This window comes from Polaribacter vadi (genome assembly GCF_001761365.1).
Classification (GTDB): domain Bacteria; phylum Bacteroidota; class Bacteroidia; order Flavobacteriales; family Flavobacteriaceae; genus Polaribacter; species Polaribacter vadi.
In genome coordinates, this window is sequence record NZ_CP017477.1 from 3,591,691 (window position 1) to 3,605,364 (window position 13,674).

The window sequence follows — 13,674 nt, forward strand, 5'->3', positions numbered from 1 at the left end:
TCATAAATCGCGCAACTAAATAACAATTAAAACGAAGAAAAATGGCAATTTTAAATTTTCAAAAACCTGATAAGGTTATCATGATTGAATCTACAGATTTTTCTGGTAGATTTGAATTTAGACCTTTAGAACCAGGATTTGGTTTAACTGTTGGAAACGCTTTAAGAAGAGTTCTTTTATCTTCTTTAGAAGGGTTTGCAATTACATCTTTACGTGTAGATGGTGTAGAACATGAGTTCTCTACTGTTTCTGGTGTTGTAGAAGATGTTACAGAAATTATTTTAAACTTAAAACAAGTACGTTTTAAGAAACAAATTGATGAAACTGATAGAGAAACTGTATCTGTTTCAATTTCTGGTCAAGAGCAATTTACTGCTGGAGATTTACAGAAATTTATTTCAGGTTTTCAAGTATTGAATCCTGATTTAGTAATTTGTAATATGGATAAATCTGTGAAGTTAAACGCAGAAATTACAATTGAAAAAGGTAGAGGATTTGTTCCTGCTGAAGAAAATAAAAAAGCATCTGCACCTATAGGTACAATTTTTACTGATTCTATTTACACTCCTATTAAGAATGTAAAATATGCAATCGAAAATTATCGTGTAGAACAAAAAACAGATTACGAAAAATTAGTATTTGATATCGATACTGATGGTTCAATTAATCCTAAAGATGCATTAACTGAAGCAGCAAAAATCTTAATTCATCACTTTATGTTATTCTCTGATGAGCGTATCACTTTAGAAGCAGATGAAATTGCACAAACAGAAACATATGATGAGGAATCATTACATATGCGTCAATTATTAAAAACTAGATTAATCGATATGGATTTATCTGTTAGAGCTTTAAATTGTTTAAAAGCAGCAGAAGTAGATACATTAGGAGATTTAGTTTCTTTTAATAAAAGTGATTTAATGAAATTTAGAAACTTTGGTAAAAAGTCATTAACAGAACTAGAAGAACTAGTGATTGTTAAAGGTTTAAGTTTTGGAATGGATTTAACAAAATATAAATTAGATAGAGATTAATACTAAAAACATATAAAAATATTAGAAGTTAATTTTAATTTCTAATATTTTTATATGACGTATTTTATAATCTATAGTAAACAATAATTTTTCATAATTTGCTCCTCAAAATGGGTAGATGCAAGATGAAAACATAAAACAAACATAAAATGAGACACGGAAAAAAGCATAATCATTTAGGAAGAAAAACAGCTCACAGAAAAGCAATGTTAGCTAATATGACATGTTCTTTAATTGAACACAAACGTATTAATACAACTGTTGCTAAAGCGAAAGCTTTAAGAGTTTTTGCAGAGCCTTTAATTACAAAGTCTAAAAGTGATACAACTCACAACAGACGTATCGTTTTTTCTCACTTACGTGATAAATATGCTGTTACAGAATTATTCAAAGAAATTTCTGTAAAAGTAGCTGACAGACCAGGAGGTTACTTACGTATCATAAAATTAGGAAATCGTCAGGGAGATAATGCTCCTATGGCTATGATTGAATTAGTTGATTACAACGAAATTTATAATCCTAAAGGAACAAAAGCTAAAAAATCTACACGTAGAAGTAGAAGAGGAGGATCTAATAAAACTGAAACTGCTCAAGTAGAAAATACTGCTACCGAAGAAAAATCAGAAGAATAAAAAATGAAAATTTTTTAATTTATATAAAGGAGATAAACGTTAACGTTTATCTCCTTTTTTTATGTTTTGTATTATTAAATAATAAATCAAAAGTTATTAATTTTTTTAAAACCAATATATAAATTTCAAAATACAGAAATATATATTTTGTAAATTTGTAAAGTAAGTAATTTAATTATCACCAATGAAATATCAACAAAGAAAAAAGGCATTAGTATTATTAGAAGACGGAACAATTTTTTACGGTAAATCTGTAGGAATTGAAGGAACAGCTACTGGAGAAATTTGTTTTAATACAGGGATGACTGGGTATCAGGAAATATTTACAGATCCATCTTATTTTGGGCAATTAATGGTAACAACAAATGCCCATATTGGTAATTATGGAGTAAATGATAATGATGTTGAATCTGATGGGATTAAAATTTCTGGTTTAATTTGTAGAAATTTTAGTTTTACACATTCTAGAGCAGATTCTGATGGAAATTTAAAAGATTATTTTTCGAAGCATAATTTAGTCGCAATTTCTGATGTTGATACTAGAGCATTAGTTTCTTACATTAGAGATCATGGAGCTATGAATGCAATCATATCTACTGAAGTTGATAATATTGACGAATTAAAAAAACAATTATCTAATGTACCAAGTATGGAAGGTTTAGAGTTGGCTTCGCAAGTATCTACTAAGGAACCTTATTTTGTAGGCGATGAAAATTCAGAAATAAGAATTTCAGCTTTAGATATAGGTATCAAAAAGAACATTTTAAGGAATTTATCAAAAAGAGGAGCTTATATAAAAGTGTTTCCTTATAATTCATCTTTTGAAGATTTATCATCTTTTAATCCTGATGGATTCTTTATCTCAAATGGACCTGGAGATCCAGAACCTTTAACAGATGCGATTCAATTAGCTAAAGAAATTATTAACAGAGATTTACCTTTATTTGGTATTTGTTTAGGACATCAAGTTATTGCATTATCACAAGGAATATCAACATATAAAATGCATAATGGTCATAGAGGAATTAACCATCCTGTAAAGAATTTATTAACAACAAAAGGAGAAATTACTTCTCAAAATCATGGTTTTGCCATCAATAGAGAAGAAACAGAAGCAAATGAACAAGTAGAAATTACACATGTTCATTTAAATGATCATACTGTTGCAGGAATTCGATTAAAAGATAAGAATACTTTTTCTGTTCAATACCATCCAGAAGCAAGTCCAGGACCTAATGATTCTGTATATTTATTTGATCAATTTATAGCAAATATAAAAGCATCAAAAGTAGTTTTATCTTAACTTAAAAGTTATTCGTCTAACGTTAAAAGTAGTTCATCATTTTAAAGAATTTTTTCTTTATAGTTCTACTATCTTTGATGTGTGATTGAAAAATCACATTCTTTTTCATAGCAATTTTCCCACTCAATTTATTGAGTGGGTTTTTTTATTTAAGGTAGCAAACGTTTTCGTAATTAATTAAATACATTTTCTTAAATTCTTTTTACATTTTGTAATTTAGCAGAAGTAACTGAATATTAAATTAATTAAACAAAAAATACAATGAGTATTATCATAAACGTTCATGCACGTCAAATTTTTGATTCAAGAGGAAATCCAACAGTAGAAGTTGATGTAACTACAGAAAATGGAGTTTTAGGAAGAGCAGCTGTTCCATCTGGAGCATCTACAGGAGAACATGAAGCTGTAGAATTACGTGATGGAGGTAAAGATTACATGGGTAAAGGAGTCTCTAAAGCAGTTGAAAATGTAAATACTTTAATTGCTGAAGAACTTTTAGGAGTTTCTGTTTTTGAACAAAATAGTATTGATAAATTAATGATTGATTTAGATGGAACACCAAATAAATCGAAATTAGGAGCCAATGCAATTTTAGGAGTTTCTTTAGCAGTAGCAAAAGCTGCAGCTAATGAATTAGGAATGCCTTTATATAGATATGTTGGTGGTGTTTCAGCAAATACGTTGCCTTTACCAATGATGAATATTATCAATGGAGGTTCTCATTCTGATGCGCCTATTGCTTTTCAAGAATTTATGGTAATGCCAGTAAAAGCTAAAAATTTTACAGAAGCTATGAAAATGGGTTCTGAAATTTTCCACAATTTAAAGAAAGTTTTACACGATAGAAATTTATCTACAGCTGTTGGAGATGAAGGTGGTTTTGCACCAAACTTAGCAGGTGGTACAGAAGATGCTTTAGAAACAATTGCTTTAGCTGTTAAAAATGCTGGGTATTCTTTTGGTGATGAAATTATGATTGCTTTAGATTGTGCTGCTGCAGAATTCTATGTAAATGGTAAATACGATTATACAAAATTTGAAGGTGAAACAGGAAAAATCCGTACATCTGAAGAACAAGCAGATTATTTAGCTGAGCTTTCTACAAAATATCCTATTATTTCTATTGAAGATGGTATGGATGAAAATGACTGGGAAGGTTGGAAATATTTAACTGATAAAATTGGTGATAAAGTTCAATTAGTTGGAGATGATTTATTTGTAACAAACGTTGAACGTTTAGGAAGAGGAATCGAAAACGGAATTGCTAATTCAATTTTAATTAAAGTAAACCAGATTGGTACGTTAACAGAAACTATTGCTGCTGTAAATATGGCAAAAAATGCTGGTTATACCTCTGTTATGTCTCATAGATCTGGAGAAACTGAAGATAATACAATTGCAGATTTAGCAGTAGCTTTAAACTGTGGTCAAATTAAAACTGGTTCTGCTTCACGTTCAGATAGAATGGCAAAATACAACCAATTATTAAGAATTGAAGAAGAATTAGGAGATGTAGCTTATTTTCCTAAACAGAATGCGTTTAATATTTAATTAGATTATTTTTAAAACGAATAATATAATATACTTACTTTAAAAGCCTTGCAAATTTGCAAGGCTTTTATGTTTTTATTAAGGAATTGTTAAATCAATACTACTTATTTTTTTATATTAAAAATCTATGCTTAACCTCTTTTAAAATGCTGTAAATTTTGGTATCTTCGTGATTAGAAAATTATATAAAAAAATCACTATAAATGTCAGATATAGCTAAATTACAAATTGGAGATAAATCCTACGAATTTCCTTTAATTAAAGGAACAGAAAATGAAGTTGCCATTGATATAAAATCTTTAAGAGGAGTAACAGACTCAGTAATTACAATAGATCCAGGTTTTAAAAATACAGGTTCTTGTGAAAGTGCTATTACATTTTTAGACGGTGAAAAAGGTATCTTAAGATATAGAGGATATCCTATTGAACAATTAGCAGAGCAAGCTACATTTTTAGAAGTTTCTTACGCATTAATTTTTGGTGATTTACCAACTACAGATCAACTAAAAAAGTTTAAACAAGATATTTGTGATCAATCTATTTTAGATGAAGATGTAAGAAAAATTGTAGAGGCTTTTCCTAAGTCTGCACATCCAATGGGTGTTATTTCTTCTTTAACTTCTGCATTAACAGCATTTAATCCTTCTTCTGTAAATGTAAATTCTGAAGAAGACATGTACAAAGCTATTGTTAAAATATTAGGTAAGTTTCCTGTATTAGTAGCGTGGACAATGCGTAAAAAACAAGGCTTACCTTTAGATTATGGAGATTGTAATTTAGGCTATGTAGAAAACATGTATAAAATGATGTTTAAGCAACCTAACAAAGAATTTGTTACAAACGATATTGTTGTTGAAGCTTTAAACAAATTATTAATTTTACATGCAGATCATGAACAAAACTGTTCAACATCTACAGTAAGAATTGCAGGATCTTCTCATGCAGGATTATTTGCATCATTATCAGCAGGAATTTCTGCACTTTGGGGACCACTTCATGGGGGTGCAAACCAAGCAGTATTAGAAATGTTGGAAGCTATAAAAGCTGATGGTGGAGATACTAAAAAATATATGGCGAAAGCGAAAGATAAAGATGATCCTTTTAGATTAATGGGTTTTGGACATAGAGTTTATAAAAACTTTGATCCAAGAGCAAAAATCATTAAAAAAGCTGCAGATGAAGTTTTAAATGATTTAGGTGTAGAAGATCCTATTTTAGCAATTGCAAAAGGTTTAGAGCAAGAAGCATTAAATGATCCTTATTTTGTGGATAGAAAATTATATCCTAATGTAGATTTCTATTCAGGTATTATTTACAGAGCTATGGGAATTCCTGTAGAAATGTTTACAGTAATGTTTGCTTTAGGACGTTTACCTGGTTGGATTGCTCAATGGAGAGAAATGAGATTGAACAAAGAACCTATAGGAAGACCTCGTCAAATTTACGTAGGAAAAACTACTAGAGATTTTGTAGATATTGATAAAAGATAAAAAATAATATTATTTTTACTAAATAATTAAAAGCTTCATATTTTATGGAGCTTTTTTTTAATGATAAGAGATATGTTACAACTTAATATTCAGAATGAAACTGCTACATTAAAAGCAGTAATTTTAGGAACAGCAAAGAGTATTGGAGCAATTCCAAAACCAGAAGATTGTTATGATCCTAAAAGTTTACAGCATGTTTTAAATGGAACATATCCAAAAGAGCAAGATATGATTTCTGAAATGGACGCAGTTGCAGCTATTTTTAAAAAGTATAATATAAAAGTCTTTAGGCCAGAAATTTTAGAAAATTACAATCAAATATTTACAAGAGATATCGCTTTTGTTATTGATGATAAATTGATAAAGGCAAACATTTTACCTGACAGAGAAAAAGAATATTTAGCCATACAACATGTCTTAGATCAAATTAATCCAAAGAATATAATTCAATTGCCAGCAGATTGTCATGTAGAAGGAGGAGATGTAATGCCTTGGAATGAGTATGTTTTTATGGGTACTTATTCAGGTGATGATTATGCAGATTTTATAACTGCTAGAACAAATGTACAGGCTGTAAAAGAACTTCAAAAATTATTTCCACATAAAATAGTCAAAGCTTTTGAGTTGAGAAAATCGAACACAAATGCTAAAGAAAATGCCCTACATTTAGATTGTTGTTTTCAACCTATAGGAAAAGATAAAGCTATTCTTCATAAAAATGGTTTTTTGGTTGAAAGTGAATACGAATGGTTGCTAAATTACTTCGGAAAAGACAACGTGTTTGAAATTACAAAAGAGGAAATGTACAATATGAACAGTAATATTTTTTCTATTTCTGAACAGGTAATTGTTTCTGAACAAAATTTTACAAGACTAAATACGTGGTTAAGAGAAAACGGATTTATAGTAGAAGAAGTACCTTATACAGAAATTGCTAAGCAAGAAGGTTTATTACGCTGTTCTACGATGCCATTAATTAGAGAGTAAGTTTTATTCGGGTAAAACAGTTAGATAAATTTTAAAAATACTTTCATTCACATAATCAGCATCTTTAGTAAATGCTTTGATGATGAGCATTGTATTTTGACCTACGAATTCTTTTTCTATTTTAAAATTGAATCTTTTTGAATCTTGATTGATTCTTAATTTTCCTGTAAAATGAGATAGTTGATATTCAATTTCTCGATCTTTTGGATCATTAGCTTGTACTAATAATTCATAGTCATCACCAACTTTAAGAACTGGTTTTTGTTGATTTTCTTTATTTGAATTTGTCCAAGAAGTACCTAAATTATCAGATATTTTTGTAATGGCAATAAAATAATCATCCACTAAATTATTCTTGTTGTTGTAAATTGTAATAGTGTTTTTTAAATCTGACAGAATTCCAGAAAGTAAATCTTCTTGACTTTTTATAAGGTTTTTTCCGCTATCAATTATTTTTTTAAAGTGCTCAATTTCATTTAAAAAAACAAAAAATCTTTTTTTATCATTTAAAATAGGAGCGAACTTTTGCCAATTTTCATCAATAATTAACCCTAGATTTTCAAAATCAGCATAAAAAATGATTCTTTTTTCAAAAAGAAAACCATCGTTTTTATCCTGTTCAGAAGTTCTTTTTTTAAACCATTTATTTGTAATATTTTTAGGAATATTATATTCGCTTTCATCAGCATCACCAAGAACATCAATAATTAATTTTCTTAAAGTGTTTTCATATTGTTTTATCATTGGTTGTAAATAAGGGTAAAATATTTATTCTTTTATCAATTTTAACAAAGATACAAAAAGAGTTTTTGAAGTTTTATTTCTTAACAGCAATCATTATGTGAGGACTAAAAGGTAACAAATACTCATCATTTTGAGTAAGATTTTGCAAGGCTTTTAAAGTTTTAGATTTCTTTTTATCTAGCATATTTGCAAAGTATTCGTTGTCTAACCAAATCATTCCTTCTACAGCAAAAAGGTTGATGAATGTTAAATCTTGTTCTAAAAATTCTGCTTTTAAATTTTCTGGCTTATGATAAAAAGCATCCGCCAATAAAAAAGGAAAATCTTTTGGAGCATTATGAATTCCTGTAGTGAGTTCTTCTTTACACATTTCAAAAAACGAGTTTGCATGCAACATACCATTCATTAAACCTACAACTGTAGAAGCTGTTGCATTAATGGCGAAACCTAAAATAATTCCCCCTTTTTTAAGCACTCTTTTTGCTTCTAAAATTGCTGTAATTCTATCTTCTCTTTTTTGAAGATGATATAAAGGGCCATGAAGAATTACCAAATCAGCAACATTGTCTCCATAAGGTAATTTTTTAGCTTCACCAATTTGAACAGAAAAAGGATTTTTTATTTTTTTAGCTCTCTTTTCAGCTAATTTTATATGTTTTAAAACGGGTTCAATTAAATGAACTGTATGATTCTTATTTGCCAACCATTCACTGTATTTTCCTGTTCCTCCACCAACATCTATAATCGTTGCTTTTGGTTTAGTTATATGAAGTTGAATAAGTTCTTTAATGCGTTCAAATTCAAAAATGCCCATTCCTTTTTCAAGTCTGGTTTCTTCTGAAGCATTGTTGTAAAAATCTTCTAGTTTTTTGCTGATGAGTGGTTTGTTTTTCACTTTAAATATTTGAATGATAAAAGTAACTTATTTGAAATAAAAACAGTGGTTAGTTTCCTTTCAAATTTAAAATGAGGACATCAATAGATAAACACCTAAATATATTTTAAACAGCTTTTTCTAAAGCAATATAATGTGTTGTATTTTCAGTAAAAAGAGGAAAAACTTTAATCTCACATCTGTAAGGGGTTTTATCTTTTTTATAATTAATAACGATGTCTGTAAAAGGTTTGTTTAATTTAATATTTTCTCTAATTCTCTCTTTTGTTACTTTGCAAGTATCTTTTCCTTGTAAAAACGAAGGTGTTTTTTGTTGTGCAAACTTTTTAGTAAAACCTGTCATTTCTTTAAAACCTTCATTAACCCAAATAATTTCCTGTTTATCGTTTGTTAAGACGATGGCTTCGAAATCTATATCTTTAAAAATGATATCGATATTGCTAGTCCATTTATATTTAGCAGCAAATTCTTTTATACTATTGATATCATTTTCTCTATCTAAAGTTTTCATTTTAGATGTAAAAGAATCCACAAATATGTCGAAACTTTTTAATGGGAAATTTGCAAATTCTGGGGTAATGAGAAGAGGTTCAATTGCTTTGTAATCTTCTTTGTTTTGTGCAGATAAAAAGAAATCTAAACACATCATATTCGATAAATTATATTTCATGATTACAGTTTATTTCTTTCAGATAGCTAAGTTAAATAAAAAATGTGATTAGAGAAAAGTTAAAACTTTAAATTGAAAATTTACATCATTTTTTCGTTGTTTTATTCCATCACACTTTTAAGCTATGCTTTTAAATGTTTATTAAAAAATGCAATGGTTCTTTTCCAAGATAAATCTGCTGCTGCTTTATCAAATCTTGGAGTTGTATTATTATGAAAACCATAGTTAATATTTTAACACAAAATCAATAAAATTTACTTTAAAAATATCGTAAAAGTTTAACGATTTTCTAATTTGTAACATTTGCTATCGTAAAATTCTAAGATTTCTATGATATCATTTTTTGTTAATTCTTCTGTCAGTAGTTTATTTTGTAATTCGCGACAACTATTAAAATATTCACTAAGGAATCTCCTAAAACTTTTATCTGTTCTTCCACCAATTTTTGCCATTGTAATATTTGTGGCATATTTTTCATCCTCTTTCTTTATGTAAAGAATATTCATGTTATATGAACTTGAACTATTTGTTGTAGTTACATTTATTTGACCAGCAGGAGTTGAGTGAGAATTATATTGAGTTGTCCCTCCAAAATTTGATAAGTATCTATGTGAAAAAAGCTTTATTTTTCCGTCATAAACTAACTGAACCAAATAGTTTTTATCTATTTTTTTCTTTTTTTCTACTATGGTATAGTAAACAACTTTTCCTGTAGATTCGTATACAGTAATCTTTTTCACATTATCAACTTCAATACTTTTGTATTTGCCTTTTTTCTTTTTATTAAAATAAAATCTAAACCCTTCAAAGTCTTTTGAATATCCTTGAATTGTGTCATTATTTTTATAGATAATTGTTGTTTTATATTTATTACTCTTAAATAATGACTCTAGGCCAAACTGACTATGCATTTTAAAGCACACAAATAATAAAAATATAATAATAGTTTTTTTCATTTAACTTAAATGTTTATTAAAAAATTCAATGGTTCTTTTCCAAGATAAATCTGCTGCTGCTTTATCAAATCTTGGAGTTGTATTATTATGAAAACCATGATTTACATTTGGATAAAAATGTGCTGCATACTCTATATTATTTTCTTTTAAAACGGTTTCAAAATCTGGCCAACCTTCGTTAACTCTTTTATCTAACTCACCATATTGTAATAATAATGGCGCTTTTATTTTGGCAGCATCTTCGCTTTCTGGTTGTCTTCCATAATAAGGAACTGCAGCTCCTAATTCTGGGATTCTTACAGCCATCATATTAGATATCCATCCACCAAAACAAAAACCAACCACACCAACATTACCAGTACAATCTTTGTGATTTTTTAAATAATCGTAAGCAGCAATAAAATCTTCTAACATTTCCTTTTGATTCCTTTTTCTTTGCATCGACCTTCCTTCATCATCATTTCCTGGATAACCACCTAAAGGCGATAATGCATCTGGAGCCAACGTAATAAAACCTTCTAAAGCTGCTCTTCTGCCAACGTCTTCTATATAAGGATTTAATCCTCGATTTTCATGAACCACAATAATACCTAGCAATTTCTTTTTTGCGTCTTTTGGAATGGAAAGTAAGGCTTTGATTTCTCCTCCACCTTTTGGAGAATCGTATGTAATAAATTCAGAGTTTAATCTTGGATCATTGGCATCAACTAAAATAGAATCGATATAATTGGGTGAAATAAAACTCAACAAAGCTGGTAAAGTTATTGCACCAACTGCATACAAAGATAGTTTTTGTAGAAACTCTTTTCGATCCATTTTGTTATGAGCATAATCATCATACAAATCAAATACTTCTTGGCTAATATCTTCTTTTTTGAGTTCCATATTGTTGAAATTTAGATTTTCAACTAAGATAGAAAAAATAATAAATAGTTTTAGGTATAAAAGTTATTTACAAACTTTGCAATCTTCTTTATCTTGAATTTCGCCAACCAAATTACCATTTTCATTAACAACAAATCCACAACAATCCATAAAATCTTGTGCAATTAATTTTCGTGCACGTTGAATTTGAGATTTTGTAGTTGATAAACTTTGTTGCAATTGATGGGCAACTTCTTGCTGTTTCAATCCTTTTATATCAGATAAAAACAAAGGAGTTCTATATTTTTTAGGTAAGCTTTTTAAAATACTTTTTAAGCAATCTTTTTCTGTATGAGAATTTTCTAGAGGAAGCGTTTCAGTTTCAAAATTAGCAATTTCAAAAGTTTGATTGGTGTCTTTCCAATAATCTAAAATAGAATTTCGAGCCACTGTAAAACACCAAGATTTTAATTTTGTAACGTCTTTTAAAGTATGCAGTTTTGTGTGAATTTTAATAAAAGTATCCTGCAAAATATCATCTGCAATCGTAACATCTTTTACTTTGCTGATAATAAATCGTTTTAAATCTTCTGAATAGGAAGTCCAAACTTGCTTTGTTGTCATTGAGAATTATTTAATATCAGTTCGAGCGCAGTCGAGAGCTATTAAAAAACCTTTCGACTGCACTTAAAGAGACAATTTATTTAGCAATTACAATTTGTACAGGTACAGTTTTCGCAAGTGCATTGTTTACAATCGTCGTTTATGCAAGGTGCACAAGTACAATTATTTTGATTTTTCATGATATTTGTTTTTAATGTTCATATAATAGACAGTGAAATCTTTAAAAAGATGCAAAAATTTAAAAATATTTTTTTAATGCTGTTCTAATGGGCATTATTTTAATTGGTGAACTGTTGGAACCTCCAGTATTTCCTTTAGGAACCCAAATAAAGGTAAATAGGAGAGCAGCAATAATTCGTAAAACTTGACCAACAATTTCTTTAAAATTGTTTGTTTTTATTCCAAAAATCAACATATAATAATGACTTATTGTATGTCTTATAATATGTCTTTGACCAAGAACATGCGCATTTTCAAAATGATAAAAAGAAGCTTTAAAATCGTTTTTTAATAATGCTTTTTTACCTAGATTCAGTTGATAATAAAATCCTGTTTTTAAAAGTTGATTGGCCATGTTGTTTTATCAATAGACCAAAATCAACCTAAAAAGATGCAATGAAAATACTTTTTTCGAGGTTATTCTAATTTTAAAAAAATGCCTTTTCAGTATTTGTGCTCAACTAGATTGGGTAAAATCAGGAATCTTATTTAGATTTTGAACCTGTAAATTGATCAGATTTTACTTTAAACAACACATTAAAAGTAGTTAAACTCCCGTAAATTCTTGTAATGTATTGTTGTAAATCAACTTTATCTTGATCGTCTAAAGTTTTGCTGGAATTTATTTTTTGTTCCATCACTCTAACTTTATCTCTAACCATCACAATTTTATGGAAAAATGTATCAATAGGTATTTCCTTATCAGCTAAATTACTGTCAGCAGGTCTTAAAATTAGCGTTCCTTTTTTCCACCTATCTGCAATTGGAGAAATTTCTGTAACATCACTCCATGTTTGCAAAAGCTTCTTTAAAGATTTTTCAACATCTTGAAAGCTAATGGTATCAACTTCATCTTCCACAGCTTCTATTATTTCAAAATCGCTATCAATAGCAATAGTCTCTAAACCATCTTTTATAAAAGTTACCCAATAATGTTTGCTGGTAACATTGGTCACAACTCCCAAACCAAATTCGGTATGATTTATTCTTGAGCCAATTCCTAAAATTTTCATGTTTTATATTTTTAGTGAAAGATAATAATACTATCAATAAAAATAAATTATTTAATTTTCAATAATTATTGAAAGTTTAGAAATATATTGTATATTTGTTACATGGAACTACAAGAAGCAAAATTAAAGTACATACAAACTTGGGGAAGTTTAGCTACAAATTGGGGCGTAAACAAAACAATGGCTCAAGTACATGCTTTGTTATTAGTTTCTACAAAACCTTTATCTGCAGAAGATATTATGGAAACTTTGCAGATTTCTAGAGGAAATGTAAATATGAATGTAAGGGCTTTAATTGATTGGGGAATTGTTCAAAAAGAATTCGTAGTTGGCGAACGAAAAGAATTTTTTATCGCCATTAAAGATATTTGGGAGTTGTTTAAACAAATTGCCAAAGAACGTAAGAAAAGAGAAATTGAACCTGTTATAAAAGTCTTAAACGAGTTACAAGATATAAAAGACGATTCTGAAGAAGGGAAGGAGTTTAAAAAGGTTTTAGCTGATTTATCTAAAGTAACTACAACTGTTAATAATATATTAGAAAAATCTATTAAAGCTGATGAACATTGGCTATTGAGCAACTTTACAAAAATGGTAAAAAAGTAAAGAAATTTGAATACAAATTTTCAATAATTTCTGAAAGTTCTAAAATTAAAATTATGATTTTTCTATATTATATTAACTTAATCAGT

At 28.5% G+C, this 13,674-nt stretch carries 15 protein-coding genes and 1 pseudogene; 7 read left to right on the top strand and 9 right to left on the bottom strand.

Annotated elements, in window-relative coordinates:
* Positions 1-41: 41 nt before the first annotated feature.
* The 6 genes from LPB03_RS15545 (at position 42) to LPB03_RS15570 (ending at position 6,997) form a co-directional block, all read left to right on the top strand.
* The gene (locus LPB03_RS15545; protein ID WP_065320223.1) at positions 42-1,034 is read left to right on the top strand and encodes a DNA-directed RNA polymerase subunit alpha; all 993 of its coding nucleotides are present in this window, start codon (positions 42-44) and stop codon (positions 1,032-1,034) included.
* Between the two features lie 149 nt (positions 1,035-1,183).
* The gene (gene rplQ / locus LPB03_RS15550) at positions 1,184-1,666 is read left to right on the top strand and encodes a 50S ribosomal protein L17 (protein ID WP_065320222.1); all 483 of its coding nucleotides are present in this window, start codon (positions 1,184-1,186) and stop codon (positions 1,664-1,666) included.
* 184 nt (positions 1,667-1,850) lie between these two features.
* A complete protein-coding gene (carA, locus tag LPB03_RS15555; RefSeq protein WP_065320221.1) occupies positions 1,851-2,969 on the top strand; it encodes a glutamine-hydrolyzing carbamoyl-phosphate synthase small subunit in 1,119 nt (372 codons plus the stop codon).
* 261 nt (positions 2,970-3,230) lie between these two features.
* Positions 3,231-4,520: a phosphopyruvate hydratase gene (eno, locus tag LPB03_RS15560; RefSeq protein ID WP_065320220.1), complete on the top strand. Its 1,290-nt coding sequence runs from the start codon at positions 3,231-3,233 to the stop codon at positions 4,518-4,520.
* Positions 4,521-4,723: 203 nt separating this feature from the next.
* Positions 4,724-6,010 (top strand): citrate synthase, encoded by a 1,287-nt coding sequence (locus LPB03_RS15565; protein ID WP_065320219.1) that lies wholly within the window; start codon positions 4,724-4,726, stop codon positions 6,008-6,010.
* Positions 6,011-6,082: 72 nt separating this feature from the next.
* Positions 6,083-6,997, top strand: coding sequence for a dimethylarginine dimethylaminohydrolase family protein (locus LPB03_RS15570; protein ID WP_065320524.1), 915 nt, complete (start codon positions 6,083-6,085; stop codon positions 6,995-6,997).
* A gap of 3 nt (positions 6,998-7,000) precedes the next feature.
* Here the strand turns inward: LPB03_RS15570 and LPB03_RS15575 are convergent, their stop codons facing one another.
* The 9 genes and pseudogenes from LPB03_RS15575 to LPB03_RS15610 all read right to left on the bottom strand — a co-directional run bounded on the left by LPB03_RS15575 (position 7,001) and on the right by LPB03_RS15610 (position 12,982).
* Positions 7,001-7,741, bottom strand: coding sequence for a hypothetical protein (locus LPB03_RS15575; RefSeq protein ID WP_065320218.1), 741 nt, complete (start codon positions 7,739-7,741; stop codon positions 7,001-7,003).
* A 73-nt stretch (positions 7,742-7,814) separates the two neighbouring features.
* Positions 7,815-8,636 (bottom strand): class I SAM-dependent methyltransferase, encoded by an 822-nt coding sequence (locus LPB03_RS15580; protein ID WP_065320217.1) that lies wholly within the window; start codon positions 8,634-8,636, stop codon positions 7,815-7,817.
* A gap of 106 nt (positions 8,637-8,742) precedes the next feature.
* Entirely contained in the window at positions 8,743-9,306 is a 564-nt protein-coding gene (locus tag LPB03_RS15585; protein ID WP_065320216.1) for a PAS domain-containing protein, read from the bottom strand.
* A 122-nt stretch (positions 9,307-9,428) separates the two neighbouring features.
* A pseudogene (locus LPB03_RS16865) lies at positions 9,429-9,539 on the bottom strand (dienelactone hydrolase family protein); the annotation flags it as partial.
* Between the two features lie 45 nt (positions 9,540-9,584).
* Positions 9,585-10,262 (bottom strand): hypothetical protein, encoded by a 678-nt coding sequence (locus LPB03_RS15590; protein WP_065320215.1) that lies wholly within the window; start codon positions 10,260-10,262, stop codon positions 9,585-9,587.
* Complete coding sequence (locus tag LPB03_RS15595; protein ID WP_065320214.1) at positions 10,263-11,147, bottom strand: dienelactone hydrolase family protein; 885 nt, start codon at positions 11,145-11,147, stop codon at positions 10,263-10,265.
* A gap of 63 nt (positions 11,148-11,210) precedes the next feature.
* Positions 11,211-11,750 carry a sigma-70 family RNA polymerase sigma factor gene (locus tag LPB03_RS15600; protein ID WP_065320213.1) on the bottom strand — a complete coding sequence of 180 codons (540 nt, stop codon included), beginning with the start codon at positions 11,748-11,750 and terminating at the stop codon, positions 11,211-11,213.
* A gap of 238 nt (positions 11,751-11,988) precedes the next feature.
* Positions 11,989-12,324: a DUF3703 domain-containing protein gene (locus LPB03_RS15605; RefSeq protein ID WP_065320212.1), complete on the bottom strand. Its 336-nt coding sequence runs from the start codon at positions 12,322-12,324 to the stop codon at positions 11,989-11,991.
* 130 nt (positions 12,325-12,454) lie between these two features.
* The gene (locus tag LPB03_RS15610; protein ID WP_065320211.1) at positions 12,455-12,982 is read right to left on the bottom strand and encodes a DUF8685 domain-containing protein; all 528 of its coding nucleotides are present in this window, start codon (positions 12,980-12,982) and stop codon (positions 12,455-12,457) included.
* A gap of 102 nt (positions 12,983-13,084) precedes the next feature.
* Between LPB03_RS15610 and LPB03_RS15615 the strand changes: the two genes are divergently transcribed.
* Complete coding sequence (locus tag LPB03_RS15615; RefSeq protein ID WP_065320210.1) at positions 13,085-13,588, top strand: GbsR/MarR family transcriptional regulator; 504 nt, start codon at positions 13,085-13,087, stop codon at positions 13,586-13,588.
* Positions 13,589-13,674: the final 86 nt, after the last annotated feature.